23 protein-coding genes, 1 tRNA gene and 1 other RNA gene are annotated in these 26,926 nt (G+C 72.0%); 11 read left to right on the forward strand and 14 right to left on the reverse strand.

Going from position 1 to position 26,926, the window contains the following annotated elements:
• Positions 1-12: 12 nt before the first annotated feature.
• Positions 13-109, reverse strand: an RNA gene (gene ffs / locus KK087_RS12665) — signal recognition particle sRNA small type.
• Between the two features lie 37 nt (positions 110-146).
• Between ffs and KK087_RS12670 the strand changes: the two genes are divergently transcribed.
• Positions 147-821: an SDR family oxidoreductase gene (locus tag KK087_RS12670; protein WP_214528513.1), complete on the forward strand. Its 675-nt coding sequence runs from the start codon at positions 147-149 to the stop codon at positions 819-821.
• A 386-nt stretch (positions 822-1,207) separates the two neighbouring features.
• Here KK087_RS12670 and KK087_RS12675 read toward each other — a convergent pair whose 3' ends face one another.
• Both KK087_RS12675 and pta read right to left on the reverse strand, forming a co-directional pair.
• The gene (locus KK087_RS12675; RefSeq protein WP_214529507.1) at positions 1,208-2,404 is read right to left on the reverse strand and encodes an acetate/propionate family kinase; all 1,197 of its coding nucleotides are present in this window, start codon (positions 2,402-2,404) and stop codon (positions 1,208-1,210) included.
• Positions 2,405-2,453: 49 nt separating this feature from the next.
• On the reverse strand, positions 2,454-4,562 hold the full coding sequence (pta, locus tag KK087_RS12680) for a phosphate acetyltransferase (RefSeq protein WP_214545479.1): 2,109 nt from the start codon (positions 4,560-4,562) through the stop codon (positions 2,454-2,456).
• Positions 4,563-4,683: 121 nt separating this feature from the next.
• On the opposite strand from pta, the gene KK087_RS12685 reads away from it, so the two are divergent.
• Together KK087_RS12685 and KK087_RS12690 are read left to right on the forward strand one after the other, a co-directional pair.
• A tRNA-Ser gene (locus KK087_RS12685) sits at positions 4,684-4,771 on the forward strand.
• A 283-nt stretch (positions 4,772-5,054) separates the two neighbouring features.
• On the forward strand, positions 5,055-5,699 hold the full coding sequence (locus KK087_RS12690) for a hypothetical protein (RefSeq protein ID WP_214545478.1): 645 nt from the start codon (positions 5,055-5,057) through the stop codon (positions 5,697-5,699).
• A 153-nt stretch (positions 5,700-5,852) separates the two neighbouring features.
• Here the strand turns inward: KK087_RS12690 and KK087_RS12695 are convergent, their stop codons facing one another.
• Entirely contained in the window at positions 5,853-7,109 is a 1,257-nt protein-coding gene (locus KK087_RS12695; RefSeq protein WP_214529513.1) for a multidrug effflux MFS transporter, read from the reverse strand.
• A 227-nt stretch (positions 7,110-7,336) separates the two neighbouring features.
• Here KK087_RS12695 and KK087_RS12700 point away from each other — a divergent pair, with 227 nt between their 5' ends.
• Positions 7,337-7,918: a TetR/AcrR family transcriptional regulator gene (locus tag KK087_RS12700; protein ID WP_214529515.1), complete on the forward strand. Its 582-nt coding sequence runs from the start codon at positions 7,337-7,339 to the stop codon at positions 7,916-7,918.
• A 102-nt stretch (positions 7,919-8,020) separates the two neighbouring features.
• Here the strand turns inward: KK087_RS12700 and KK087_RS12705 are convergent, their stop codons facing one another.
• The 6 genes from KK087_RS12705 to KK087_RS12725 form a co-directional block, all read right to left on the reverse strand.
• Complete coding sequence (locus tag KK087_RS12705) at positions 8,021-8,593, reverse strand: substrate-binding domain-containing protein (RefSeq protein WP_214529517.1); 573 nt, start codon at positions 8,591-8,593, stop codon at positions 8,021-8,023.
• Positions 8,594-8,623: 30 nt separating this feature from the next.
• On the reverse strand, positions 8,624-10,075 hold the full coding sequence (locus KK087_RS12710; protein WP_214565779.1) for an MFS transporter: 1,452 nt from the start codon (positions 10,073-10,075) through the stop codon (positions 8,624-8,626).
• Positions 10,072-10,200 carry a hypothetical protein gene (locus KK087_RS17685; RefSeq protein ID WP_284732982.1) on the reverse strand — a complete coding sequence of 43 codons (129 nt, stop codon included), beginning with the start codon at positions 10,198-10,200 and terminating at the stop codon, positions 10,072-10,074. The genes KK087_RS12710 and KK087_RS17685 overlap by 4 nt, the downstream gene beginning before the upstream one ends.
• Before the next feature lie 29 nt (positions 10,201-10,229).
• Positions 10,230-11,375, reverse strand: coding sequence for a cystathionine gamma-synthase (locus KK087_RS12715; protein WP_214529520.1), 1,146 nt, complete (start codon positions 11,373-11,375; stop codon positions 10,230-10,232).
• 13 nt (positions 11,376-11,388) lie between these two features.
• Positions 11,389-12,753 carry a cystathionine beta-synthase gene (locus tag KK087_RS12720; RefSeq protein ID WP_214545475.1) on the reverse strand — a complete coding sequence of 455 codons (1,365 nt, stop codon included), beginning with the start codon at positions 12,751-12,753 and terminating at the stop codon, positions 11,389-11,391.
• Positions 12,754-12,925: 172 nt separating this feature from the next.
• A complete protein-coding gene (locus tag KK087_RS12725) occupies positions 12,926-14,800 on the reverse strand; it encodes an ABC transporter ATP-binding protein (protein ID WP_214565849.1) in 1,875 nt (624 codons plus the stop codon).
• Between the two features lie 126 nt (positions 14,801-14,926).
• On the opposite strand from KK087_RS12725, the gene KK087_RS12730 reads away from it, so the two are divergent.
• Positions 14,927-16,351: an amino acid permease gene (locus KK087_RS12730; RefSeq protein ID WP_214565781.1), complete on the forward strand. Its 1,425-nt coding sequence runs from the start codon at positions 14,927-14,929 to the stop codon at positions 16,349-16,351.
• A gap of 193 nt (positions 16,352-16,544) precedes the next feature.
• The gene (locus KK087_RS12735) at positions 16,545-17,471 is read left to right on the forward strand and encodes a hypothetical protein (protein WP_214565783.1); all 927 of its coding nucleotides are present in this window, start codon (positions 16,545-16,547) and stop codon (positions 17,469-17,471) included.
• 167 nt (positions 17,472-17,638) lie between these two features.
• Here KK087_RS12735 and rplL read toward each other — a convergent pair whose 3' ends face one another.
• The 4 genes from rplL to KK087_RS12755 form a co-directional block, all read right to left on the reverse strand.
• Positions 17,639-18,019: a 50S ribosomal protein L7/L12 gene (rplL, locus tag KK087_RS12740; RefSeq protein WP_214529527.1), complete on the reverse strand. Its 381-nt coding sequence runs from the start codon at positions 18,017-18,019 to the stop codon at positions 17,639-17,641.
• A gap of 51 nt (positions 18,020-18,070) precedes the next feature.
• On the reverse strand, positions 18,071-18,586 hold the full coding sequence (rplJ, locus tag KK087_RS12745) for a 50S ribosomal protein L10 (protein WP_182065696.1): 516 nt from the start codon (positions 18,584-18,586) through the stop codon (positions 18,071-18,073).
• 280 nt (positions 18,587-18,866) lie between these two features.
• A complete protein-coding gene (locus KK087_RS12750) occupies positions 18,867-20,402 on the reverse strand; it encodes a sensor histidine kinase (RefSeq protein WP_214545472.1) in 1,536 nt (511 codons plus the stop codon).
• On the reverse strand, positions 20,399-21,139 hold the full coding sequence (locus KK087_RS12755) for a response regulator transcription factor (protein ID WP_214529531.1): 741 nt from the start codon (positions 21,137-21,139) through the stop codon (positions 20,399-20,401). The genes KK087_RS12750 and KK087_RS12755 overlap by 4 nt, the downstream gene beginning before the upstream one ends.
• A 103-nt stretch (positions 21,140-21,242) precedes the next feature.
• Between KK087_RS12755 and KK087_RS12760 the strand changes: the two genes are divergently transcribed.
• The 5 genes from KK087_RS12760 to KK087_RS12780 all read left to right on the forward strand — a co-directional run bounded on the left by KK087_RS12760 (position 21,243) and on the right by KK087_RS12780 (position 26,792).
• The gene (locus KK087_RS12760) at positions 21,243-22,277 is read left to right on the forward strand and encodes an acyl-CoA dehydrogenase family protein (RefSeq protein ID WP_214565786.1); all 1,035 of its coding nucleotides are present in this window, start codon (positions 21,243-21,245) and stop codon (positions 22,275-22,277) included.
• Complete coding sequence (locus KK087_RS12765; RefSeq protein WP_214565788.1) at positions 22,271-23,629, forward strand: bifunctional PIG-L family deacetylase/class I SAM-dependent methyltransferase; 1,359 nt, start codon at positions 22,271-22,273, stop codon at positions 23,627-23,629. Before KK087_RS12760 ends, KK087_RS12765 begins: the two co-directional genes overlap by 7 nt.
• Positions 23,626-24,336 (forward strand): glycosyltransferase family 2 protein, encoded by a 711-nt coding sequence (locus KK087_RS12770; RefSeq protein WP_214565790.1) that lies wholly within the window; start codon positions 23,626-23,628, stop codon positions 24,334-24,336. The genes KK087_RS12765 and KK087_RS12770 overlap by 4 nt, the downstream gene beginning before the upstream one ends.
• A 129-nt stretch (positions 24,337-24,465) precedes the next feature.
• A complete protein-coding gene (locus KK087_RS12775; protein WP_214565792.1) occupies positions 24,466-26,013 on the forward strand; it encodes an ABC transporter permease in 1,548 nt (515 codons plus the stop codon).
• Positions 26,014-26,114: 101 nt separating this feature from the next.
• Entirely contained in the window at positions 26,115-26,792 is a 678-nt protein-coding gene (locus KK087_RS12780) for an ABC transporter ATP-binding protein (RefSeq protein WP_214565851.1), read from the forward strand.
• The last annotated feature ends 134 nt before the right edge of the window (positions 26,793-26,926 follow it).

The following is a 26,926-nucleotide window of genomic DNA, read 5'->3' on the forward strand; positions in this document are numbered from 1 at the left end:
CCCGCCCGGAACGAAGAAGACTCCTCACGCACCCGCCAGAGCCCGGTTACCCTTGCTGCGTTTCCGCCCTGGGGGAGTTGGCCTGGATGGCGTCACGTGAGGAGCCGCCGAGAAGTCTACCGGACGCAACGGGCAGACTCGAACACATGAAGATCGCCATCGCCGGAGGACACGGCCAGATCGCCCTGCTCCTCGCCCGCCAGATCACCGACGCCGGCCATGACGCCGTCGCCATCGTCCGCAATCCCTCGCACGTGGCCGACGTCGAGCAGCAGGGAGCCCGCGCGGTCGTCGCCGACCTGGAGCAGCTCAGCGACGACGACCTGGCGCTCCGCCTGCGCGGCGTGGACGCCGTGGTGTTCGCCGCGGGCGCCGGGCCGAACAGCGGCGCCGAGCGGAAGCTCACCGTCGACCGTGACGGGGCGATCCTGCTCGCCGACGCCGCCGAGCGTGCCGGCATCGAGCGCTACGTGATGATCTCGGCGATGGCGGCGGACACCTACGACCCGGAGCTCGCGGTCGTGCCGGCCCAGGACGACGCTGCGGTGTTCCAGGTCTACCTGCGGGCGAAGGCCGAGGCGGACGCGAACCTGCGGGCACGACGACTGCGCTGGACGATCGTCCGTCCCGGAGGCCTGCTCGACACCCCGCCGCAGGGCACCGTCGACGTCGGCCGGACCGTGCCGCGCGGATCGATCCCCCGCGCGGACGTGGCGACCGTCGTCCTGCACGCCCTCCTCGACGACGCCGCCGTCGGCGTGCAGTTCGAGGTCACGAGCGGCGACACCCCGATCCCGGCAGCGCTGAGCGCCCTCACCTGACCGGTCCGCGCGGCCCGCACCGTGCGCACCTACTCACCCCGTGCGAGCTCCTCGCCGAAGGTGCCACGCCGCGCACCGTGCGCACCTACTCACCCCGTGCGGACTTCCACGCCCCGTGCCGCGCTGCATGCGCGCACCCAGCCGTCAGCCCCGCACCAGCCCACGAACACCGCACCGTGCGCCGGACGCGACCCACGAACGGACGGGAGGCACGGCGCCAGCCCGCCCCGCGCCTCCCGGCCGCACCGTGCGCACCTACCCACACCGTGGGGACTTCCACGCCCCGTGCCGCGCTGGAAGCGCGCACCCAGCAGCCGATCCCGCACCCACCGGCGAACGCCGCACCGTGCCAGCACGACGCCCCGAAGCGACGCGCGCGCCGCGCCTCAGAGCGCGACCGCAGCCGACTGCCGGGCGATCTCGAGTTCCTCGTTCGTCGGGATGACGAGCACCGCGACACGTGAGCCGTCCGTGGAGATGCGCCGCGCCTCCCGGGAGGCCAACTCGTTGCGGTCCGGGTCGATCTCGATGCCGAGGTGCTCCAGCCCGGCGAGCACGCGCCGGCGCAGCAGCGCGTTGTTCTCGCCGACCCCCGCGGTGAACACGACCGCGTCGAGTCCGCCGAGCTGCGCCGTGTAGGCGCCCACGTACCGGCGGATGCGGTGGCGGTACACGGCGAGCGCCGCCTCCGCCTGCTCGTCGCCCTTCGTGGCGGCGTCCTGCACGTCCCGCATGTCGCCGTTGCCGGTCAGACCGAGCAGTCCGGACCGCTTGTTGAGCATGGTGTCGAGCTCGTCGAAGGTCATCCCGGCCTCGCGGTGCAGGTGGATGAGAACCGCGGGGTCGAGGTCGCCGGACCGGGTGCCCATGACGAGCCCCTCGAGTGGCGTGAGCCCCATCGAGGTCTCGATCGACTTCCCGCCGTCGATGGCAGCGACGGAGGCCCCGTTGCCGAGGTGCAGCACGATCGTCTTGAGCTCGGCGAGCGGCCGGTCGAGGAACTCCGCGGCCTGTTCCGAGACGTACTTGTGGCTGGTGCCGTGCATGCCGTAGCGGCGGATCCCGTACTCGGCGGCGAGGTCGGCGGGGATCGCGTAGGTGTACGCGTGCGGCGGCATCGTCTGGTGGAACGCGGTGTCGAAGACGGCGACGTGCGGGACGTCCGAGAACACCTGCTTCGCCGCCCGGATCCCCTCGAGGTTCGCCGGGTTGTGGAGCGGCGCGAGGCTGTTGAGGTCCTCGATCTGCTGCTCGACCTGGTCCGTGACGACCGTCGCGCGGTCGAAGGTGGTGCCGCCGTGCACGACGCGGTGGCCGACGACGGCGGGCGGGTGCTCGTCGAACGACGGGCCGACCTTCGTGAAGGCGTCGATCATCGCCTGGAACCCGGCCGCGTGGTCGGGCACCGATGCGGCGTCGTTGGACGACGACTCCCCCGTCAGCGCGTTGGTGTGCTTCCACGCCCCGGCGGACTCGCCGATGCGCTCGACGAGCCCGGAGGCGAGCGTGCGCTCGTCCTCGAGTTCGATGAGCTGGTACTTGAACGAACTCGAGCCGGAGTTGACGACGAGGGCTGCGGTCACGGGGTGGTCACTTTCTGTCGGGCCTGGAGGCGCGGTGCGGGTCGGGCGGTCAGGCCGCGTCGGTCGCGGTGCCGGCCTGGATCGCGGTGATCGCGACGGTGTTCACGATGTCGCCCACGAGGGCGCCCCGCGACAGGTCGTTGATCGGCTTGCGCAGGCCCTGCAGGACCGGCCCGATCGCGACGGCACCGGCCGAGCGCTGCACGGCCTTGTACGTGTTGTTGCCGGTGTTGAGGTCCGGGAAGATGAACACCGTCGCGCGGCCGGCAACCGGGGAGTCCGGCATCTTGGTCGACGCGACCGTGGGGTCGGCCGCGGCGTCGTACTGGATCGGGCCCTCGACGAGCAGGTCGGGCCGGCGTTCCCGCACGAACGCGGTGCCGGCGCGGACCTTGTCGACGTCGGCGCCGGAGCCGCTGTCGCCGGTGGAGTAGCTCAGCATCGCCACGCGGGGGTCGATGCCGAACTGGGTCGCGGTCTCGGCCGACGAGATCGCGATGTCGGCGAGCTGCTCGCTCGTCGGGTCCGGGATCACCGCGCAGTCGCCGTAGACCAGTACACGGTCGGCGAGCGCCATCAGGAAGACGCTCGACACGATGGAGGTGTCCGGACGGGTCTTGATGATCTCGAACGACGGCCGGATGGTGTGTGCCGTGGTGTGCTTCGCGCCCGAGACCATGCCGTCGGCGAGGCCGAGCTGCACCATCATCGTGCCGAAGTACGAGACGTCGGTGACGGTGTCGCGGGCGAGCTCGATCGACATCCCCTTGTGGGCGCGGAGCCGGGTGTACTCCTCGGCGAAGCGTTCGCGGAGCTCGGGGTCGAACGGCGAGACGAGCTGTGCCGCCTCGAGGTCGAGCCCGAGTTCAGTCGCCCGGGTCCGGATGGCAGCGGGGTCACCGAGGATCGTCAGCTCGCAGACCTGGCGCTGCAGCAGCGTGGAGGCCGCGCGGAGGATGCGGTCGTCCTCACCCTCGGGCAGGACGATGCGCTTGCCGTAGCTGCGGGCCCGGTCGAGCAGGCCGTGCTCGAACATGAGCGGCGTGACGACCCCGGACGGGGTGAGCTGCAGACGGTCGCGCAGGGCCTCGGCGTCGACGTGCTGCTCGAACAGGGCGAGCGCCATGTCGGCCTTCCGGGGCGAGTCGGCGGCCAGACGGCCGCGCGTCTGGGTGATCCGGAGGGCGGTGTCGTACGTGCCCAGGTCGTTCTGTGCGATCGGGAGCGAGCTCGACAGGCCCTCGAGCAGCCGCGACACCTGCGGGGCGATCTCGAACCCGCCGTTCAGGATGACTCCGGCCAGGCTCGGGAAGGTCTCCGACTGGTTGGCGAGGAGGGTGGCGATGAGGACGTCGCTGCGGTCACCGGGCACCACGACGATGCCGCCCTCGATCAGGCGGGGCAGGACGTTCTCCATGCTCATGCCCGCGACGACGGTGCCGAGGGCTTCGCGGTCGAGCAGGGCGTCGTCACCGCGGACCAGGGTGGCGCCGGTGGCCTGCAGCAGGGCGCGGACGGTCGGGGCGACGAGCACGCGGTCCTCGGGGATCGCCCACACCGGCACGTCCGGGTGGTCGTCGTGCACGGCCTGCTCGACGCTCGTCACGATCGCGGCGAGGGCGTCCGGGTCGGCGCGGTTCACCACGACGCCGAACAGCTGCGCGTGTGCCGCCCGCAGCTCGCTCGTCGTGACGTCCGCGACCTGCGCCATGCCCTCGGGTGTGCGGGCGCCGCGTTCGGCGGCGTCGCGGCCCCCGAGCACGAGGAGCACCGGGGCGCCGAGGTTCGCGGCGACCTTGGCGTTGAAGGACAGCTCGGTGGGGCTGCCGACGTCGGTGTAGTCGGACCCGAGCACCACGACGGCGTCGCACTGCCGCTCGACCTGCGCGAAGCGGGTGACGATCGTGCCGAGCGCCGCCTCGGGGTCGGCGTGCACGTCGTCGTAGGTGACCCCGACGGCGTCGTCGTAGGAGATGCCGACCGCGGTGTGCTGCAGCAGCAGTTCGAGCACGTAGTCGGGCTCGACGACCGAGCGGGCGACGGGCCGGAACACGCCGACACGACCGACGGAGCGGGCGAGGGTCTCGAGGACACCGAGGGCGACGGTGCTCTTGCCCGTGTGCCCTTCTGCTGACGTGATGTAGATACGGGTCGACACGACGCCCAGGGTAGTCGTCGGACATGTCACGACATCTGGGAGCACCGAGGGCGGCGACACGCGGTCGTGAGCACCACGAAGAACCTGTACCATTGGGTGTCGCCGTCGCGAGGCGGTGTCAGGAGAATTCGCCTAGTGGCCTATGGCGCACGCTTGGAAAGCGTGTTGGGTGCAAGCCCTCGGGGGTTCGAATCCCCCATTCTCCGCCAGAAGGATCGAAGGACCCGCACCGACTCGGTGCGGGTCCTTCGTCGTTCCGGTCCCGTCCGGTCCCCCACCCGGTGGACCAGCACGTGCCCTGCTCCCCCTCCGTTGGCCGCGAAACGCCGACCGGGGGTGGAACGGGCTGTCCCCGGTCCCCGTCGGTCGCCTATGCTGGCCGAGCGCACGGCTCCGGGACGAGCCGACGCGGTGCATCGAGCGGCAGGGGCGTCGCTCGGAGGGCGTGCTGATCAGTGCGCCCGAACACCCGAGGGGACGAGGAGACGCACCATGGGGGACACGACTGTGCCCGCGGTGGCGCCGGTTCCCGCCGTCGTCTTCGACACCGTTCTGCGCCCCCGACGCTCGCTCGTCCGTTCCACGGCGCTCAGCATCGCGTTCTCCGCCGTGCCGCTCGCCGTCGCGCTGGTCTGGGTCTCCTTCCCGTTCCGCACGTGGGCCGTGTTCGCCGCGGTGGTCGTGGCGATGGCCGCGGTCGTCGGTGTCGTGTTCGTGCGACTGCACACGGCCTTCATCGGGATCGACGGCGACGGCCTCACGATCCGCGGCGTGCTCACCGGACGCCGGCGGATCGCCCGCGACCGTGTGCACAGCCTGGTCCTCGCCACCACGTTCGGCTCGTCGGTGGACCGCACGGTGCGCGAACTCGTGGCGTTCGACCGGACCGGGACCCATCTGTTCCGGCTCCGGGCCGACGTGTGGGGCGACGACGGGCTCGACCGGGTGGTCGACGCGCTCGGCGTGCAGGTCGTCGAGGAGTCCCGGCCGGTCTCCGCCCGCACCTTCGCGAAGCGCTACCCGACGAGCCGTGCCTGGTACGAGCAGCGTTCGGCGTACCTGCTCATCGGCGGGCTCACCGCGCTGGTCGTCGGCGGGCTGCTCGCCGTCGAGTTCGCCGGACTCAGCGCCCGCTGAACCTCCTCGACGGGGCCGCGGCAGGGGCCCGTGAGCCGACGAGCCCGCGGTCGCGGGCTCCGCGTCGGACGCGGGCCGCACCTCCCGGCCCGTCAGCCCCGCGCCGGACGCGAGCCGTGCTGTACGAACCGTGGGCGGCGGAGACCCGTGTCGTCAGTGCGTCAGCGCGGGGACCGTCCGGGGGCGGACCACCAGCCACAGCATCAGGATCGCGACGGCGGCGGTGGACGCCATCACGATGGCCATCGGCGTCGCCGTCGTGATGCCCAGCCAGCCGACCACCGGCGAGATGAGCCCGGCCACGCCGAAGTTCAGGGCACCGAGCACCGAGGCGGCGGTCCCCGCTTCCTTGCCGTGGGCGGCGAGGCCGATCACCTGGACGAGCGGGAACGAGAACCCGCACGCCGCGATGAAGAACCACAGCGGCACGAGCACGCCGACCAGACCGGCGCCGAGCTGGTCGAGGACGATGATGGCGAGCGACGACAGCAGCAGCGTCGCCGTGGAGCACGCCAGGATCCACTGCGGACCGACGCGCTGGGCGAGCCGCGACGAGATCTGCACGCCGAGGACGACCCCGACGGAGTTCACGGCGAACAGCAGCCCGTACTGCTGCGCGTCGAGCCCGTAGACCTGCTGGAACAGGAACGGTGACGCGCTGAGGTACGAGAACAGGCCGCTGAACACCATCGCGCCGATGAGCGCGACGCCGACGAAGATCCGGTCGGAGAACAGCGCCTTGTAGCGCTGACCGATCGTGGAGTGCCCCGCCTCGTGGCGGCGGGCCGGCGGCAGGGTCTCGACGATCAGCAGGATCGAGGCGATCACCACGGCCAGGCCGTAGCAGGCGAGGAAGACGAAGATGCCGCGCCAGCTGGTGAACTGCAGCATCTGGGAGCCGATGAGCGGTGCGAGGATCGGCGCGAGACCGTTCACCATCGCCAGCCGCGACAGCATCCGGACCAGCGGCTTGCCACCGAACAGGTCACGGACGGTCGCCATCGCGACGACACCGCCGGCCGCCGCCCCCATGCCCTGCAGCACGCGGAACACCGCGAGGAGTTCGATGTCCGGCGCCGTCGCGGCACCGATCGAGGCGGCGATGTGCACCGTCGTCGCGATGATGAGCGGCAGTCGGCGGCCCACCTTGTCGCTCCAGGGGCCGACCAGGAGCTGCCCGATGGCGAAGCCGAGGGTCGTCGCGGTGAGCGTCAGCTGGACCGCACCGTCGGTGACGCCGAACTGGTCCTTGATCGCCGGGAACGCGGGCAGGTAGAGGTCGATCGTGAACGGCCCGAGCGCCGTGAGGGCGCCCAGGACGAAGACGTAGACGAGTCGCTGCCCGCGGGAGAGGGAGTCTCCGGGGTGCAGGACGACCCGGAGCGAACCGGTGGTGGCGGGCGCGGTCACGAGACTGGAGTCCTTCGACGATGAGGGGGTGGAGGGTGATCGCGGGTCGATCGAATCGATTCGTCCGCGGAACCATCCTACGGTCGGACACACATGCTCGGCGCCGCCGATCCTCGCTGCCCGCGCGAAGCGGCTCGTGCTGCCCCTCTGCCGTGCGCGGACCATGCGGTAGCGTCGGACTGCTCGGGGGCCTTCCGGGTGAAGCGGATCAGAAGGGGGTGGGCGTCATGGTGGATGCCCGGATCCTGCACACCACAGCAGCGCTGCGTGAGGCGATCCTGCGACTCGCCGCGGACCGGCCGGTCTCGGAGATCACCGTCGCCGACGTCACGCGCGCGGCCGGCATCAACCGGGCCACGTTCTACTCGCACGCCGTCTCCCCCGGGTCGCTGCTCGCCGACGTCCTGACGCCGGAGCTCGACCGCATCCGGCAGGACGACGCCGACGAACGCCGTGCCGCGGCCGCCCGGGGCGCCGGGGCCGACGAGCTCGCCACCATCACCCGGCGCGGCATCAACGCCGTCGTCGAGCACGTGACGACGCACCGTGACATCTACGGCAAGGCACTGCCGGACCCGAACGACGCGTCGCTGCACCGGCTGCTCGTCGAGCACTTCACCGTGTCGAGCGCCCTGCACATCCGGGAGCTCGACGCCGCACGCCGCCCCGAGCTGCTCGACGACGTCGCCGCGGGGTTCGTGGCGCAGGGCTTCGTCGGGGCGATCGAGGCCTGGCTCGCCGGGCCCCGTCGGTCACGGAAGGCGCTGGTCGAGACGATCACGCTGTCGTTCCCGACGTGGTGGAGCTGAGCCGGACCACCTGATCCGCTCGGGTGTGCTGCATCGCCGACGTCCGCGTCGGCCGCCCGGCAGCGCCGGCGTCCGCGCGGCTGCTCCGGGTCGGTGGCGCGGCTACTCCGCGTCGGTCGTGTCGCCGTCCGTGGGGTCCGTCTCCGGCTTCTCGCCGCGCTGCAGCGACTGCACGACCTCGACCGCCGTCGCAGCGACGTCGGCGTCGTCCCCCTCCGAGGGCACCCGGTAGTCGGCGGACACCCCGTCGCCACCGGTCCCGGTCGCGGGCAGCGGGTCGCCGAGGGACACCACCACGACCCCCGCATCGTGTGCGGTCTGGATCACGCCGGTGAGCGCGGACGGCCGAGCTGCGTGCACGAGGAGTGCCTTCGCACCCTTCCGCACGAGCTGGGACACCGCGGCACGCTGGGCCGCCGCGGCACCCGATGCCGGTGCGACCCGGACGTCCGGGCGGAAGCCAGCGTCGGTCAGCCCGGTGCGGAGTCCGTCGGCGAGAGCTGCGTCGTCGTGGGCCAACACGACCCCGATCACGGCCTGCTGGTCGAACCCGCCGTCGGAACTCGTCAGGTCGGTGCTCTGCACGGGCGTCGGCGCGGCGGACGTCGTGCCCTGGCAACCGGCCAGGGTGAGTGCCGCCGCCAGGGCGACGGTCACGGCGACGATGCGCAGCACGGGGTCTCCTCTTCGGTCCGGTATGCCACGCTACCCGGCGGCGGGGCCGTGCGACGACGGGGACGAGGACGATGCCGACGCGGTGGACCCCGGTGCCCCTGCCCCTGCCGACGCCACCGGTCCCGGGACAGGGCCGAGCCGGCGGACGGCCGCGATCGCCAGCACCGCGAAACCGATCATCGCCGCGAACACCAGGGGGAACGACACCGTGCCGTCGGCTCCGCCGGTCGCGGTGAAGAGCAGGCCGGTCACGGCGAGGCCGATCACGCTGCCCGCGGCGTCGGCGATCGTCAGGGCGGAGCTCGCGAACCCGTCGTCGCCCTCGCCGGAGAACCGCAGGGTCAGCATCGACGCCCGCGGGTAGATCGCGCCCATGCCCGCCCCGCCGACGAACCACCCGGCGACGAGCACCCACCACGACAGGTCGAGCGTGGCGACGGCCAGCGCGGTCACCAGGCTCACGAGCACCAGCGCGAGTCCGACCCCGAAGGTGCGGCGCGCGGTGAGCCGCTGCTCCCCCAGACGGCCGTGCGCCCAGCTCGAGACGGCCCAGCTGACCGCGGCCACCGTCAGGGCGAGGCCGGCCGCCGACGGCGACAACCCGTGCTCGGCCTGCAGCAGGAACGGCACGTACGCCTCGCTGCCGAAGAACGACGCCGCCACCAGTCCGCGCAGCAGCACCACCGACGGCAGGCCCGCCGCCGCGCGGAACGTCCCGCTCGGCAGCAGCGGTCGCAGGGCGAACCAGGTGCCGACGAGACCGACCACCACCGCCACGACCATGCCCCACGGGGTCAGGTCGGGCGCGACGTTGAGGAGCAGGATCGACACGGCTGCGGCCACCGACCAGCCGATCCGGGCACGCTGCCACGGCGGGCGGAGGGACGCGGCGGGAGCGTGCAACCGGCCGAGCGTCGGCACGAGCAGGGCGAAGGCGACGAGGGCGATCGCGAGGGCCCCGGCGAAGACCCAGTGCCAGTTCCACGTGTCGGTGACGATGCCCGCGAGGGCCGGGCCGACCAGCGCCGGCACGACCCAGGCGGCGGCGAACCCGGCGAACACCGGGCCGTGCAGCGCAGCGGAGAAGATCCGGGCGACCAGCACGTACAGCACCACGTCGATGGCCCCGGCGCCGAAGCCCTCGATGAGCCGCCCGGCCAGGAAGACCTCCATGGTCGGCGCGAGCATGACCACTGCCGTCCCGACGGCGAAGAACGCCGCCGAGACCCAGGCCACGATGCGACCGCCGGCCCGGTCGGTCCAGTTGCCGGCGAGCACCATCCCGGGCACGCCGGCGGCGAGCGGGGCGGCGAAGGCGAGCGCGTACAGGGTCTCGCCGTCGAGGTCGCGGCTGATCACCGGCATGATCGTGGTCATCGCCAGGTTCTGGAACGCGGCGACGCCGACGATCGCGACCATGCCGATCGTCGCGAGGGCGTACGGCCCGCTCAGCAGGCTGGTCCGCGACGCCGTGGTGCTCACCCGATCATCGTAGGGGCGAGCGACGACGCGGCGGCAGCAGCAGCAGCAGCGGCAGCGGCAGCAGCAGCAGCAGCGGCAGCGGCAGCGGGCGGCAGCAGCAGCGTCACCGGCGACCGAGCGCGCACGCGCGTGCCCGGCAGCGCGCCCCGCCGCGTCAGCGCGCCAGCGCCTGCTCCAGGTCCGCCACCAGGTCGCCGGCGTCCTCGATGCCCACCGACAGCCGCACGACGTTCTCCGGCACGGCCAGCTCGGTGCCCTTCACCGACGCGTGGGTCATCTCGCTCGGGTACCCGATGAGCGACTCCACACCGCCGAGCGACTCGGCCAGGGCGAACAGCTCCGTCGACTCTGCGAAGCGCTTCGCGGCCTCGGGGCCACCGGACAGCGCGACCGAGAGCATCCCGCCGAAGCCGCGCATCTGCCGCGCCGCGACGTCGTGCCCCGGGTGGTCGGGCAGGCCCGGGTAGTAGACGCGTTCGACGCCCGGCGCAACGACGAGCGCCTCGGCCACGGCCTGCGCGTTCCGGGAGTGCCGTTCCATCCGCACCGCGAGCGTCTTGATGCCGCGCGTGGTCAGGTAGGCGTCGAACGGCGACGAGATCGCGCCGGCGCCGAACTGCAGGAACTGCACCTTCGCGGCGAGCTCCTCGTCCGCGAGCACGACGGCACCGCCGACGACGTCGGAGTGTCCGCCGAGGTACTTCGTGGTCGAGTAGACGACGACGTCGGCGCCGAGCGACAGCGGCTGCTGCAGGTACGGCGACGCGAAGGTGTTGTCGACGACGACCAGGGCGCCGGACTCGTGCCCGAGGGTCGCGAGCGCGGCGATGTCGGCGATCTTCATCAGCGGGTTCGTCGGCGTCTCGACCCACAGCACGGTGGTGGCCGGGGCACCCTGCAGGGCGGCACGGACCTGGTCGAGGTCGCTCATGTCGACGACGACGAGCTCCACGCCCCACGGCACGTGCAGCCGACTGACCAGACGGTGGGTGCCGCCGTACACGTCGTTGCCCATCACGACACGGCCACCGGGGACCAGCGCGGCGCGGAGCAGGGCGTCCTCGGCGGCGAGCCCGGACGCGAACGACGACGCCGCGACGCCGCCGTCGAGGTCGGCGAGGAGCACCTGCAGCGAGTCGCGCGTCGGGTTGCCGGCGCGGGAGTACTCGTAGCCGTTGCGCATGCCGCCGACCCCGTCCTGCACGTACGTCGACGTCAGGTGGATCGGCGGGATGACGGCGCCGGTGGTCTCGTCGGGCTCCTGGCCGGCGTGGACGGCCCGGGTGCTGAACTCGGTCATGCTCGATGGTTCCTTACTCGGAGAGGTAGGTGAGGAGGTCGTGCCGGGTCAGCACGGTGACGGGTTTGCCGTCCCCGACGACGAGGAGCGCGTCCGCCGATTCGAGCGCACGTCGCGCCGCGGACACGGATTCGCCGACGCCGATGAGCGGCAGCGGGTCGCCCACGAAGCCGGACAGGGCGTCCGACATCTTCGCGGCACCGGTGAAGACCTGCTCGAGCAGCGCCTTCTCCTCGACGGCGCCGACGACCTCGCCGATGACGACGGGCGGCTCGGCGCTGAGCACGGGCATCTGCGAGACGCCGTACTTCGTCATGATGTCGACGACGTCGCGCACGGTGTCTGCCGGGTGCGCGTGCACCAGGTCGGGCAGGCGGCCGTCCTTGCCGGCGATGAGCGACCCGACGGTGCGCTCGTCGTCGGTCTCGGCGAAGCCGTAGGAGCGCATCCAGCGGTCGTTGAAGATCTTGCCGAGGTAGCCGCGGCCGCCGTCCGGCAGCAGCACCACGACGACGTCGTCCTCGGTCAGGTCGCGGGCCGCGCGGAGGGCCGCGACGACGGCCATGCCGCTCGACCCGCCGACGAGCAGGCCCTCTTCGCGTGCCAGACGGCGGGTCATCGCGAAGGAGTCGGCGTCCGACACGGCGATGATCTCGTCCGGAACGCCGGCGTCGTAGGCGCTCGGCCAGAAGTCCTCGCCGACGCCCTCGACGAGGTACGGGCGACCGGTGCCGCCGGAGTACACCGAGCCCTCGGGGTCCGCGCCGACGATCCGGACGCCGCCCTCGGACGCCTCCTTCAGGAACCGTCCGGTGCCCGAGATCGTGCCACCGGTGCCGACGCCCGCGACGAAGTGGGTGATCTGCCCCTCGGTGTCGCGCCAGATCTCCGGGCCGGTGGTCTCGTAGTGGCTGCGCGGGCCGTTCGGGTTGGCGTACTGGTTCGGCTTGTAGGCGCCCGGGATCTCCTGGACGAGCCGGTCCGACACCGAGTAGTAGGACTCGGGGTGCTCCGGTGCGACCGCGGTCGGGGTGACGACGATCTCGGCGCCGTACGCGGTCAGCACGTTGCGCTTGTCCTCGCCGACCTTGTCGGGCAGGACGAACACGCACCGGTAGCCGCGCTGCTGCGCGACCAGGGCGAGGCCGACACCGGTGTTGCCGGAGGTCGGTTCGACGATCGTGCCGCCGGGTCGGAGGTCACCGGAGGCCTCGGCCGCGTCGATGATCCGGGTGGCGATGCGGTCCTTCGACGACCCACCGGGGTTCAGGTACTCGACCTTCACCAGGATGGTCGCCCGCACCCCCTCGGTCACCCGGTTGAGCTTGACGAGCGGGGTGTCGCCGACGAGGTCGACGACGGAGTTCGCGTAACGCACGGCATGGAGTCTAGGACGCGCTCCCCGCGTCGCGCTGGGATGTGTCGTCCGCGGACAGCGCGCGCCCGCCGGGTCACCGACCACGTGCCCTGGTCGCGCTGCGCGCCGGACTGGAGGCCCGTGGCGGCGCCGCCGCGGGCCTCCCGTCCGGCGCCCGGTCGCCTTCGCCCGATCAGGGGCGGAGGACGTCCGCCGACGTGTTCTGCTGCCGGTGCAGCTGGGCGTACGTGCCGTCGAGGGCGAGGAGTTCGTCGTGCGTGCCCTGCTCGACGATCCGGCCGTGGTCGAGGACGAAGATCACGTCGGCGTCGCGGATCGTCGACAGCCGGTGCGCGATCGAGATCGTGGTGCGGCCCGCCGCCGCGGTGTCGAGCGCCGTCTGCACGACGTGCTCGGAGATGGAGTCGAGCGCGCTGGTGGCCTCGTCGAGGACGAGCACCGGCGGGTCCTTGAGGAGCACCCGCGCGATGGCGATGCGCTGCTTCTCGCCCCCGGACAGGCGGTAGCCGCGCTCCCCCACGACGGTGTCGTAGCCGTCCGGGAACGACGCGATGGTGTCGTGGATGTTCGCCGCACGGGCCGCCCGCTCGAGCTCGTCGTCCGTGGCGTCGGGCTTGGCGTACCGCAGGTTCTCGCCGATCGTGGCGTGGAACAGGTACGTCTCCTGGCTGACGATGCCGACGTGCCGCATCAGGTCCTCGTGCACCAGGTCGCGGACGTCCTGCCCGGCGAAGCGCACCGACCCCTCGGTCGCCTCGTACAGCCGCGGCACCAGGTAGGACACCGTCGTCTTGCCCGCGCCGGAGGGACCGACGAACGCCGCGAACTGCCCGGGGCGGAGCTCGAACGACACCCCGCGCAGGGTCGGCTTGTCTGCCTCGCCGTCCGGGTAGGTGAAGACGACGTCCTCGAAGGCGACGTGACCGACCTTCGACTCGTCCACGGGCCGGGCGGTCGGCGAGTCCGTGATCGCCGGCTCGAGGTCGAAGTACTCGAAGATGCGGGCGAAGAGCGCACCGGAGGTCTGCAGGTCGAGGACCACGCGCAGCAGCCCCACGGTCGGGAACAGCAGCCGCGACTGCACCGTCGTGAAGGCGACGATGGTGCCGGCCGTGACCGGGACGTCACCGATGATCAGGTACGCGGCGACGACGTAGATGATCGCCGGGATGATCGACAGGAAGATCTGCACGATCGCGAAGAACCACTGCCCGGACATCTGCTGCCGCACCTGCAGGGTGATCTGGTTGCGGTTCTCGTCCCCGTAGCGACGGGTCTCGCTGGCCTGCTGGTTGAAGCTCTTCGCGAGCAGGATGCCGGAGACGCTCAGCGCCTCCTGCGTGATCGCCGTCATGTCGGACAGCGACTCCTGCGTCTGCGCGGCGATCCGCGCGCGCACCTGACCGACCCGGCGCTGCGCGATCACGAGCAGGGGCAGCAGGACCACCGCGACCAGGGTCATCTGCCAGCTCAGCAGCAGCATCGCGACCACGGCGGCGATCACGGTCACCGTGTTGCCGAGCACCGACGAGATCGTGTTGTTCAGCACGCTCGCCACACCGCCGACGTCGTTCTGCAGGCGGGACTGGATCACCCCGGTCTTGGTGCGGGTGAAGAACGCGAGCTCCATCCGCTGCAGGTGTGCGAACAGGCGCATCCGCATCGCGCCCATGACCTTGTTGCCGACCGTCGCGGTCAAGTAGGTCTGCCACACGCCGACCCCGGCGCTCGCGATCCAGAGCAGGACCATCGCCGACACGAGCTCGACCAGCACCGGGACGTCGGGGCGACCGGACGGCGGGAACAGTCCCCGGTCGAACGCCTGCTGGGTGAGCAGCGGCGGCACCACCGAGATGGCCGCGCCGACCAGCACGAGCACGACCGTCAGCACGATCGCCCGGCGGTGCGGCTGGAAGAGCGTGGCGATGCGCCGGACCAGGTGCGGGATCTTCGGCGCCTCGGCGTTGGCGGCCTTCTGCGCGCGGAAGTCGCCGCTCGAGATGCGCCCGCCCCCGCGCGGACCGCCGCCCCGCCCGCCGTGTCCCATGCTCATGGAGCCACCGTAGCCCCGCGCTCGGACATCGACCGCCCTGTCCACAGCACCGCAGTATTTGACCCCGTTCAGGGGGCGTGCGAGCATGTGCCGTCCCCGTCCCCGCACCACCGAGGTCCCATGTCGTCCGCGCCGTCACGTCCCACGTCCCTGGGGGCCCAGCTCGCCCGCCGCAAGCCGATCGAGCAGCTGCAGGCCGAAGCCTCCCGCGGTGTGAACGGGGAACCGCTCCGTCGGTCGCTCGGGGTCTGGCAGCTGACGATGATCAGCGTCGGGGCCACGCTCGGCACCGGCATCCTGGTCGTCCTCGGCACCGCGGTCCCGCTCGCCGGTCCGGCCGTCTGGATCTCGTTCGTCGTCGCGGGGATCGCCGCGCTGCTGTCCGCGCTGTCCTACGCCGAGATGGCCGGCGCCGTCCCGACCTCGGGGTCCAGCTACTCCTACACCTACGCCACGATGGGCGAGGGCATCGCCTGGATCTGCGGCTGGTGCCTCGTGCTCGAGTACGCCGTCTCGGTGGCCGCGGTCGCCGTCGGCGCGAGCGAGTACGTCGACGAGACCCTCCGCGTGTTCGGGTTGCACCTGCCCACCGCACTCTCCGCTCCCCCGGTCGACGGCGGCGTGGTCAACCTGCCCGCGGCGGTCCTGGTCCTGCTCGCCACCGTCGTGCTGCTGCCAGGCGCCCGCGAGAGCGCCTGGGTGAACACGGTCATGGTGATCGTGAAGATCGCCCTGCTCGTCTTCTTCGTCGTCGTGGCCTTCACGGCGTTCCAGGCGCGGAACTTCGAGCCGCTCGCCCCGATGGGTGCCGCCGGCGTCACCGCCGCAGCCTCCCGCCTGTTCTTCTCGTACATCGGGTTCGACGCCGCCTCCACCGCCGGAGAAGAGGCGAAGAACCCCCGCCGCGACCTCCCCCGCGCGATCATCGGCTCCATCGCCCTCATCACCGCGCTGTACATCCTGGTGGCGATCGCCGCCATCGGTGCCCGCTCGTGGACGGCGTTCTCGTCGTCCGAGGCTTCGCTCGTCCGCATCGTCGTCGACGTCACGGGGCAGCCGCTCGTCGCCCTCGTGTTCTCCATCGGGGCCGTCGTGGCCATCGCCAGTGTCGTCCTCACCGTCCTGTACGGCCAGACCCGCATCCTCCTCACGATGTCCCGCGACGGCCTGGTGCCGAAGGTCTTCGGCCGGGTCTCCCGACGCACCGGCACCCCGATCGCGAACACCCTCATCGTCGGGATCCTCGTGACGATCGTCGCTGCACTCGTGCCCCTCGGGGAGCTCGCCGACGCCACGAGCATCGGCACCCTCGTCGCCTTCGCCCTGGTGAACGTGTCCGTCATCGTGCTCCGGCGCTCGCAGCCCGACCTCGAGCGCTCCTACCGCGTGCCGCTGTTCCCCGTCGTGCCGATCCTCGGCGCCCTGAGCTGCGTCCTCCTCGCGGTGTTCCTCGGCGCCACCACCTGGATCGCCTTCGGCATCTGGATGGTCGCCGGCGCCCTGCTCTACCTGGCCTACGGCCGCCGCCACAGCACCCTGCGCTGACGCCCGCCGGGCCCGCCCGCGCCGGACTTCACGGACTCACCGACACTTCACGCGCGCCGCGGCCCGTGAGCTGTCGGTGAGCCCGTGAACTCGTTCCGTGGTCCCTCCCTCCACAGCTGCCACGTCGAGACCAGTCGTCCACACATGTCGTCCGGGACCACCGGTGACAAGCGATGACGACGAGCATCACGGCATGAACGAGAGCACCCACCGCTCGCACCTGCTCCGCGCGACCACGCAGGACCCCGCCCACGCGAGACTCCTGCAGCGCCAGCACTCCTCGGGTGCGTTGGTCCGCCTGCTCGCGGGCGTGTACATCGCGGCGGAGGAGTGGGAAGCGCTGAGCTCCGCCGGCCGGCATCTGACCCGCGCACGGGCGATCGCGCCGCGGCTCCGTGCCGGTTCGGTGTTCTCCCACGTCACTGCCGCGCTGATCCACGGCTGGCCGCTGGTCGAGAACGCACCGGATCGCGTCCATGTGGTCGACCCCGCTGTCCCGGTCATCCAGCACCGAGCCGGTCTCGTCCGGCATCCGAACAGCGTGCCACCGCGCACCGCCGCCGTCGCCTTCGACGGCGTTCCGGTCACGGCTCCGCTCGACACCGCGACGGCGCTCATCACGACAGGGTCACCCCACGCTGCCGCCGTGCCCGTCGACGCGGCGATCCGTCAGGGGACGGTCGCGCTGGACGACCTCCGCGGCGCGGTCCCCGTCCGCCCTGCACGGGGTTCGGTGCGCGCCGAGACGGTCATCTCGGCGCTCGATGCACGGCACGAGTCCGTCGGCGAATCGTTCGCCGCGATCCGGTTCGTACAGCTCGGACTCCCCCGGTGCGAGCCGCAGGTCGAGTTCCGACACCGAGACGGCACGGTTGACCGCGTCGACTTCTGGTTCCCGTCGCTCGGCGTCGTCGTGGAGTTCGACGGCAGGCAGAAGTACGTCGACCCGTCGATGCTGCAGGGTCGTGACCCCGCTGACGTCCTCTGGGCGGAGAAGCGTCGCGAGGACCGGCTCCGCACACTCGCCGTCGTCAGGGCCGTCATCCGCGTGACCTGGTGGCACCTCGTCGAGCCCGACCGCCTCCTCGCGCTCTTCCGCTCCCACGGCATCCTCGTCTGACCAGTGCGAGTTCACGCGGTGACCGACACCTCACGGGCGGGAGCGCGCGTGAAGTGTCGCTCAGCGCGAAACACCCCCGCCGCGCGCCAAACCCGTGCCTCCGCCCAGCACACGACGAAGGCCGCCACCCCGAGGGGCAGCGGCCTTCGTGACCGAAACGGTCGAGACTACGCGAGCTCGATCGTGGCGCCGGCACCCTCAAGGGTGGCCTTGGCCTTGTCGGCGGTCTCCTTGTTGACACCCTCGAGGATCTTGGCGTCGGCGGTCTCGACGAGCGCCTTGGCCTCACCGAGGCCGAGCGACGTCAGGCCACGGACCTCCTTGATGACCTGGATCTTCTTGTCACCAGCGGACTTGAGGATGACGTCGAACTCGGTCTTCTCCTCAGCGGCCTCGGCCGGGGCAGCGGCGGCCGGAGCGGCAGCAGCGGCCGGGGCAGCAGCGGTGACCTCGAAGACCTCTTCGAACTTCTTCACGAAGTCCGAGAGCTCGATGAGCGTGAGCTCCTTGAAGGCCTCGATGAGCTCGTCCTGCGAAAGCTTCGCCATGATTTTCTCCTACTACTAGCTAGTACGTGTGGTTGATGAACGCGTGCCTGGTCAGGCCGCGGACTCCTGCTTCTCGCGAAGGGCGTCCACGGTGCGGACGGCCTGCGAGAGGGGTGCCTGGAACAGGTACGCAGCACCGAACAGCGAGGCCTTGAGTGCGCCGGCGAGCTTGCCGAGCAGCACTTCACGGGACTCGAGGTCGGCGAGCTTGTCCACCTCGGTCGCGGAGAGCGGGTTACCGTCGAAGTAACCACCCTTCACCACGAGCTCGGGGTTCGCCTTGGCGAATGCACGCAGCGACTTCGCGACGGCGACGGTGTCACCGTGGACGAAGGCGAGAGCGGACGGACCGGCGAGCTCGTCGTCGAACGACGAGATACCGGCGTTGTTCGCCGCGATCTTGGTCAGCGTGTTCTTCACCACGGCGTACGTGGCGTGCTCACGGATCGAGTTGCGGAGCTCCTTGAGCTGCGCGACCGTGAGACCGCGGTACTCGGTGAGCAGAACGGCGTTCGAGCTACGGAAGGACTCCGTGAGCTCGGCGACCGCAGCTTCCTTGTTCGCCATGGTTCTCCTTGGGGGTCTTGCCGGCAGCCCCAGGTCCACGAACGAAAAAAGCTCCGGCGCAGAGGCTCGGAGCTGCTCCCCCGAGAACGGGCGGAGTGGTTCGGAACACCTGCGCGGGATGCCTCACGAGTGAGGACCTTCGGTCACGATGTTCACAAACACGTTGCGAGCAGCACGACATCCGGCGGTCTTTGGCTTCGAGAACTGTACCAGACGCCGTGGGCGTGACCAAACACCGGACTGGAGGCGCGGGGCGGCCCCGCCCCGCGCCTCCAGACCGCTAGTGGGCCGGGTCCACCGCAGCGGGCGTCGCGGACCAGTCCGCGGACCCAGCGGAACCATCGGACCCCGCGGAGCCCGCGGCCCCAGCGGACCCAGCCGCGGCTGCGGCTGCGGCGGCCGCAGCCGGGTCGCGCGGCAGGTGCACCGTGAACACGGTGTCCCCCGGCTCGCTCGTGACCTCGACCCTGCCGCCGTGGGCCTGCACGACCGCGTCCACGATCGCGAGCCCGAGCCCGGTCGACCCGACCGAACGCGAGCGCGAGCTGTCGGCCCGGGCGAACCGCTCGAACAGCTTCGGCAGGAACTCCGGGTCGATCCCCTGCCCGGTGTCGCGCACGGTCAGGTCCACACCGTCGGCGACAGGGGTGAGGCCGACCGTGATGCGGGTGCCCTCGGGCGTGTGGGTCCGGGCGTTCGTGACGAGGTTCACGATGACCTGGTGCAGCCGCGCGGCGTCACCCGTGACCGTCACCGGCTCCGGCGGGACGTCGACCTCGATGACGTGGTCGGGCGAAGCGGCGTGCGCGTCGTTGACCGCGTCGAGCACCAGGCCGGTGAGGTCGACGTCGGCGAACTGGATCTCGCGGCCCTCGTCGAGCCGGGCGAGGAGCAGCAGGTCCTCGACCATCGAGGTCATCCGGATGGACTCTGACTCGATGCGGCTCATCGCGTAGACGACGTCCTGCGGCAGATCGGCGCCCATGCGCCGGGTGAGTTCGGCGTACCCGCGCACCGAGGCGAGCGGGGTGCGGAGCTCGTGCGAGGCGTCGGCGACGAACTGCCGCACCTTCTGCTCGGAGCGTTCGCGGGCCTGCATCGCGCCGCTGATGTGCCCGAGCATCCGGTTGAAGGCGCTGCCCACCCGTCCGACCTCGGTGCGGGGGTCGGTGTCGGGGACGCGGACGCCGTCGAGTGCGTCGCTGCGGTCGAGGGGCATCCGCGCGACGGTGGACGCGGTCTCGGCGACGCGGTCGAGCGGTCGCAGGGAGCGGCGGACCACCAGGGCGGCGACGAGCGATGCTGCCAGGAGCGCGAGCGCGGTGACGACGAGCACCACCCCGAGGAGCTTCCAGACGCTCTCGTACACCGGTGCCATCGGGAGCCCCACAACGAGCACCGCGGGTCCGACGGTCGCTGCGGTCACCCGGTAGCGACCGAGGTCGCCGCCGAGGTCGACCGTGTGCGGCTGCTTGTCGACCTGCACGCCGCCGAGCGGTGCGACCACCGATCCGGAGAGGCGCTCGATCCCCCCGGCGTTGTCGAGCACGCTGCCGACGACGACGTCCCCGTTGAGGAAGTAGACGGTCAGGGTGCCGGACGCCTGTCCGGACGGACGACCGATGTCGAGGCCGGGCCCGTTCCCGCCCTGCTGCTCGACGGATCGCTGGGCGCGGTCCGTGGCGAACTGCAGCTGTTCGTCGATCGCGGAGCGCTGGATCGAGAACAGCGCGATGATGCTGCCCGCCCCGATCACCGCACTCACGGCGACGACGAGGGCGACGATGCTCAGGACGAGCCGGCGCCGCAGGGTCACGAGGTCGGCTTGATGACGTACCCGACGCCGCGCACGGTGTGGATCATCGGGGTCTCGCCCGCGTCGATCTTCTTGCGCAGGTAGGAGATGTAGATCTCGACGACCGACGACTTGCCGCCGAAGTCGTACGACCAGACGCGGTCCAGGATCTGCGCCTTCGAGAGCACGCGGCGGGGGTTGCGCATCAGGAAGCGCAGCAGTTCGAACTCGGTGGCGGTGAGCTCGATCGGGCGTCCGGCCCGGGAGACCTCGTACGACTCCTCGTCGAGCACCAGGTCGCCCACGACGATGCGGGAGTCGCCGGCCTCGGAGATCGAGATCTGCGAGCGGCGGATGAGTCCGCGCAGACGCGCCACCACCTCTTCGAGGGAGAACGGCTTCGTGACGTAGTCGTCGCCGCCGGCGGTGAGCCCGGTGACGCGGTCCTCGACGCTGTCCTTCGCGGTGAGGAAGAGCACCGGGGTGTCGTCGTTGTTCTGCCGCAACCGGCTCAGCACCTGCAGGCCGTCGAGGTCCGGCATCATCACGTCGAGCACCATCGCGTCCGGCTTGAACTCCCGCGCCGTCGACAGGGCGTCCTGTCCGCCGTTCGCACTCTTGACGTCCCAGCCCTCGTACCGGAGCGCCATGGACAACAGGTCGGTGAGGCTGGCTTCGTCGTCGACGACGAGGATGCGCAACGGGGTTCCGTCGGCACGCGTGAGGCGCGGGGCTGCTGCAGGCTGGGAGATGGTCACGTCTTCGAGTATCGAGAGATTCCTATGAGGCGTCTGTGGAGCGGCCCAGTGCGTTCTGTGGATCGAGGACACGTCCTCGTCCGCCGCTCCGTAGGTTGGCAGCATGTTGCGATCTGCAGCCTGGCCCTCGTCGGCCCGGCACCTCGACACCGCGCGGATCGAACGGACGACCGGGAGGCCCGGCTCGACCCCGACGGACCGGCTCGCCGTCGCGCGGACGGTCGCGGCCACCACCCAGCCCCTGTCCGCCGGCACGGCCGGCTCGTACTTCGCAACGCTCGCCGCCGTCGCGGCGGCGGACGTCGCCACCGCTCGCACCCTGGAGCCGCACCTCGACGCCCTCGGGATCCTCGCCCAGGCCGGCGCGGAGGTCCCGGCCGACTCGACCTGGGGGGTCTTCGCGGCCGAGGGGCCCGGGTTGCGCCTCGACGCCGGCGCACAGGACGACGGCACGGTCCTGCTGCGCGGCACGAAGCCGTGGTGCTCCCTGGCGTCGACGCTGTCGCACGCGCTCGTCACCGCACACGCCGGCGACGACCGGCAGCTGTTCGCGGTGGACCTGCGGCAGGACGGCGTCATCGTGCACGACGAGGCGTGGGTCGCGCGCGGGATGCCGGACGTGCCGAGCGGCCCGGTGGACTTCGCCGGGGCGCGCGCCTGGCCGGTCGGGGCACCCGGGTGGTACCTCCGGCGTCCGGGCTTCGCCTGGGGCGGCATCGGTGTCGCGGCTTGCTGGTGGGGCGGCGCGGTCGGGCTCGGACGGGTCCTGCGCGACCTCGCCGCCGACCGCCCGGAGTCCGAACTGCTGCAGGCGGCCCTCGGCGCCACCGTGGCCGACCTCGCCGACGCCGAGGACGCCCTCGCGGACGCCGCCGCCCGCATCGACGTCTCGGTTCCTGCTGCCGACGACACCGACTGGAAGCTGCTCGCCCAGATGGTCCGGTCGCGGGTCCGTCGCTCGGTCGACGCCGTGCGTGAGCGGGTGGTCGCGTCGGTCGGCCCGGCGCCGCTGACCTCCGACCAGGCCGTCGCCGCGCGGGTCGCCGACCTCGAGCTCTACGTCCTGCAGGACCACGGACAGCGGGACCTCGCCCGCATCGGCCGGATGGTGCTCGAGCGCGGCGGTGTCGCGTGGTGAACTTCGACCACCGCGAACCGGGCACCAACCCGGCGGCGTGGACGACGTTCCTCGACCGGGTGGACGCCCCGACGATCGACCTGGCCGGTACCGGGTCCGTGGTGGTCGTCGCACCGCACCCCGACGACGAGACCCTCGGAGCCGGTGGCCTGATCGCGGCCGCTGCCCAGGCCGGGATCGCCGTGCACGTGCTGCTCCTCACGCGCGGCGAGCGCTCCCACCCGGACTCGCCCACGACGACACCGGAGCGGCTCGCCGCCACCCGCGACGACGAGTTCGTGGCGGCTCTGGGAGCCCTGCACCCCGACGCGACCTCGACCTCGTCGCGGATCCCCGACGGAGCGACCCGGGAGCACCGCGCCGAGGTGACCGCCGCCCTCGACGACGTGCTCGCCGCGGCCGCACGGCCCGCGCTGCTGGTCGCACCCTGGCGCGGGGACGGCCACCGCGACCACCGCATCGCCGGCGAGGTGGCCGAGGCCGCCGCGGCGAGCGCGACCGACGTCACCCTGCTCGCGTACCCGATCTGGGCCTGGCACTGGGACGACCCGGACGCGTCCGTCGCACCGTGGGACCGGGCCCGGACGCTGCCGCTGCCCGACGCGCTCGTCGCCCGGAAGCGTGCAGCGCTCGACGCCTACCCGTCGCAGACCCAGCCGCTCTCCCCGGCGGTCGGGAACGAGGCGATCGTCGACGACCGGCACGCCGCCCACCACCTGCGGACGACGGAGTGGTTCTTCGTGCCGGAGACCACGGCGTCGCGGTCGCGCGCGTCCTTCGACGCCCACTACGACCGGAAGCCCGAGGGGTGGGACTTCGACGGGTCCTGGTACGAGCAGCGCAAGCGTGCGGTGACCCTGGCCGCGCTCCCCCGCCCGCGCTTCCGGTCCGCGCTCGAGCTCGGGTGCGCGACCGGCGTCCTCACGGCCGCCCTCGCCGACCGCGCGGACGCCGTGCTCGGCACCGACATCGCGGCGGCACCGCTGGAACGCGCTGCCCGTCGTGCGCCGACCGCGCGGTTCGTGCAGGCTGCCCTGCCGTCGGAGTGGCCGGACGGGCGCTGGGACCTGGTGGTGATGTCCGAGGTCGGGTACTACCTGTCGCCCGCCGACCTCGACGCGACGATCGACCGGGTGCTCGGGTCGCTCGACGACGACGGCGTGCTCGTGGCCTGTCACTGGCGGCACCCCGACGACGAGGCGGTCTCGGGCGGCGACGCGGTGGACGCACGGTTGACCGAGCGGTGGCCGCGTCCCGCGCTGCTCCGGCACGTGGAGGAGGACTTCGTCCTGAGCGTCCTGCCCGGCCCCGCGGTCACCTCGGTGGCCCGGGCCGAGGGGATCATCCGGTGACCGGACCCCGACGACGGGCGCGCATCGACGTGGTGGTCCCCGCGCACGACGAGGCGGACCGGATCGCCGCGTGCCTCGACGCGCTCCTGGTGGCCGTCGATCGGCTCGGCACGGAGCGGCCCGGGGTCGACGCCGCCGTCACGGTGGTGCTCGACGGCTGCACGGACGGCACCGCCGCCGTGGTCGAGCGGTACCCGGTCGACGTCCTCAGCACGGACCGGGTCGGTGTCGGTCGGGCGCGGACCATCGGGGCGTCGCACGCGCTCCGCGAGCACCCCGGTGACCCGGCGGAGCGGTGGCTCGCCCACACCGACGCCGATTCGCGGGTGCCCGTCCGGTGGCTCGTGCAGCAGGCGGACGCCCTGTCCTCCGGAGCCCAGGTCCTGGTCGGCGCCGTCGTCCCCGACCCGGAAGACCTGGCGCCCGCCGTGCTCGACCGGTGGACGCGGGCGCACCCTCCCGGCGCCGCCCTCGGGCACGTGCACGGGGCGAACCTCGGTGTCCTCGCCGCGGCGTACGTCACGCTCGGTGGGTTCGATCCGGTGCCCGAGCACGAGGACGCCCGACTCGTCGCCCGGGCGCGGGCACTCGGGTTCCGGGTGGACGCGACCGTCGACCTGCCCGTGGTGACGAGCGGGCGCTTCGCCGGACGGACCCCCGGCGGGTACGCGGAACACCTGCGCCAGGGGTACGGCACCGCCGGCTGATCCACCCTTGGCGGGTTCATAGGCCCGCGATGGGCAGGTCATCGACAGCCTGCCTAGGTTCTCCTGCGTCGGCCCCGCCGCGTGCTCTGCGCGGCCGGTGACCCCAGCCGGCCACCACCGAGGAGAACCATGTTCCTGACCTACCTCAGGCGCGAACTCACGAACCGCAAGAAGCAGACGGTCATCATCGCGATCGGGATGGCGTTGGCCATCGCCCTCGTGGTGATCGTGTCGTCGATCTCGGGTGGCGTGCAGGCCGCCCAGAAGAGCGTCCTGCAGTCCGTGTACGGCGTCGGCACCGACATCACCGTCACCAAGACCGCGACGGCGTCGACGAACGGCGGGCGTCCGAGCTTCGACTTCGGCAGCCAGGGCGACAGCGACGACGACAGCGGCTCGACCGATCTGTCGCAGTCGCGGCTCGCGGTCGCCCGCGGCACGAGCACCCTGAACGCCGCGAACCTGTCCACGATCACGAGCACCGACGGCGTCGAGGCCGCGACGGGTGTGCTGACCCTCGAGAACAGCACGTTCTCCGGTCAGGTCCAGCAGCAGTCGACCGACGACAGCAGCACGGACAGCAGCAGCGACTCCAGCAGCGACAGCACGACCCAGCAGGGCCCGCCGAGCGGGGACACCGGCGGTGGCGGCGGTTTCGGCGGCGGGTCGTTCAGCGTCGACTCGTTCACGGTGACCGGCATCCCGGTGTCCGGCGCGACGGTCGGTCCGCTCACGAGCACCGAGCTCACGAAGGGGCGCACCTTCGCCGCGGAGGACGCGGGCAAGGACGTCGTCGTGCTCGATGCGTCGTACGCGAAGAGCGAGTCCGAGGCGGTCGGTGACACCGTCGACATCGGCGGCACCGACTTCACCGTCATCGGCATCGTGAGCTCCACCGGCTCGGCCTCGACCACGGGCTCGAACACCTACATCCCGCTCGACACCGCGCAGGCGCTGGCCGACCTCGACGGCAAGGTCACCTCGATCTCCGTCTCAGCCGAGTCCTCGTCCGACGTCAGCGCGATCAAGTCCGCACTGCAGTCGAAGCTGACGAGCGCCACCGTCTCCACCGAGGCCGACCTGGCCTCGAGCGTGTCCGGGTCGCTCAGCACGGCGTCGAGCCTGGTCTCGAACCTCGGCAAGTGGCTGTCGATCGTCGTGCTCGCCGCGGCGTTCCTCATCGCGATCCTCTTCACGATCTCCGGCGTGACCCGCCGCACCCGTGAGTTCGGGACCCTGAAGGCGATCGGCTGGTCGAACGGCCGCATCACCCGACAGGTGGCCGGTGAGTCCCTGGTGCAGGGCCTGATCGGCGGCGTGCTCGGTGCCGCGGCCGGCCTGATCGGCATCCTCGTCGTGAACGTCATCAGTCCGACGATCTCGGCGAGCGCCTCGAGCACGACGGGCGGGGGCGCCGGTGGCGGCGGTGGCATGCCCGGCGGCGCAGCGACCGCGGCCGCGGGCAGCGGCACGACGGGCGGCGCACCGGCCGGAGGCTTCGGCGGTGGCGCGAGCACCGCGTCGACGACGGACGTGGTCCTGCACGCCCCGGTGACCGTCGAGATCATCCTGCTGGCGATCGGCCTCGCGATCCTCGGCGGCCTCATCGCCGGCGCACTCGGCGGCTGGCGCGCGAGCCGGCTCCGTCCGGCCGAGGCGCTCCGGAGCGTGGCCTGATGCCCGGCCGCACCGACACGACCGAACCGACGACAGGAGCAACCGTGACCAGCACCGACACCGTGACCGGCGAGGCGGAGGCGAGCCGCGCCTCCAGTCCGATGTACCGGCTGACGAACGTCAGCAAGACCTACAAGCAGAAGAACCGGACCGTCACCGCCCTGACGAACGTGCACCTGACGATCCCGCAGGGGCAGCTCGTGGCCGTGCAGGGGCCGACCGGCGGCGGGAAGTCGACGCTGCTGCAGATGCTCGGGGCACTCGACCGGCCGAGCGCCGGCTCGATCCACCTCGGTGGCGACCGCGACGTGGCGAAGCTCGGCGACGCCGCCCTGACCGACCTGCGGGCGACCGAGATCGGCTTCGTGTTCCAGAGCTTCAACCTGATCCCGACGCTGACGGCGCTCGAGAACGTCGAGACGGCGTTCGCGGGGTCGCTCGCGAACCGGTCCCGGGGCGAGGTCCGCGAGCGTGCCGTCGCGGCTCTGCGCGAGGTCGGGCTGGGCGAGCGGATGGACCACCTACCGGCCGAGCTCTCCGGCGGGCAGCAGCAGCGCGTGGCGATCGCCCGCGCCCTGGTGAAGAACCCGAGCGTGCTGCTCGCCGACGAGCCGACGGGGGCGCTCGACGAGGCGACCCGCGACGAGATCATGGGGCTCATCGAGAAGCAGTGGAAGGAACGCGGTCTGACCGTCGTCATCGTCACGCACGACTCGTGGGTCGCGAAGCGCGCCGAGCGGCGCCTGCACATCAAGCAGGGGCAGGTGCGCGAGGTCTGACGGGGGCGGGCGGGGCGGGGCGTCCGCCCGCGTTTCGCGCTGAGCGACAGTCCACGCGTCCGGCGGCGCGTGGACTGTCGCTCAGCGCGTGAGGACGCCGCCGGCCCGGCGCCGCAGCCGCCGGCGGCCCGGCG

Source organism: Curtobacterium aurantiacum (assembly GCF_018598555.1).
Lineage (GTDB): Bacteria > Actinomycetota > Actinomycetes > Actinomycetales > Microbacteriaceae > Curtobacterium > Curtobacterium aurantiacum.

Coding starts and splice junctions, on each gene's coding strand:
- rplL (WP_214529527.1), bottom strand. CDS start 18,019: ATGGCGAAGCTTTCGCAGGACGAGCTCATCGAGGCCTTCAAGGAGCTC.
- KK087_RS12775 (WP_214565792.1), top strand. CDS start 24,466: ATGTTCCTGACCTACCTCAGGCGCGAACTCACGAACCGCAAGAAGCAG.
- rplJ (WP_182065696.1), bottom strand. CDS start 18,586: ATGGCGAACAAGGAAGCTGCGGTCGCCGAGCTCACGGAGTCCTTCCGT.
- KK087_RS12730 (WP_214565781.1), top strand. CDS start 14,927: ATGTCGTCCGCGCCGTCACGTCCCACGTCCCTGGGGGCCCAGCTCGCC.
- KK087_RS12735 (WP_214565783.1), top strand. CDS start 16,545: ATGAACGAGAGCACCCACCGCTCGCACCTGCTCCGCGCGACCACGCAG.
- KK087_RS12760 (WP_214565786.1), top strand. CDS start 21,243: ATGTTGCGATCTGCAGCCTGGCCCTCGTCGGCCCGGCACCTCGACACC.
- KK087_RS12670 (WP_214528513.1), top strand. CDS start 147: ATGAAGATCGCCATCGCCGGAGGACACGGCCAGATCGCCCTGCTCCTC.
- KK087_RS12700 (WP_214529515.1), top strand. CDS start 7,337: ATGGTGGATGCCCGGATCCTGCACACCACAGCAGCGCTGCGTGAGGCG.
- KK087_RS12715 (WP_214529520.1), bottom strand. CDS start 11,375: ATGACCGAGTTCAGCACCCGGGCCGTCCACGCCGGCCAGGAGCCCGAC.
- KK087_RS12690 (WP_214545478.1), top strand. CDS start 5,055: ATGGGGGACACGACTGTGCCCGCGGTGGCGCCGGTTCCCGCCGTCGTC.
- KK087_RS12725 (WP_214565849.1), bottom strand. CDS start 14,800: ATGGGACACGGCGGGCGGGGCGGCGGTCCGCGCGGGGGCGGGCGCATC.
- KK087_RS12780 (WP_214565851.1), top strand. CDS start 26,115: ATGTACCGGCTGACGAACGTCAGCAAGACCTACAAGCAGAAGAACCGG.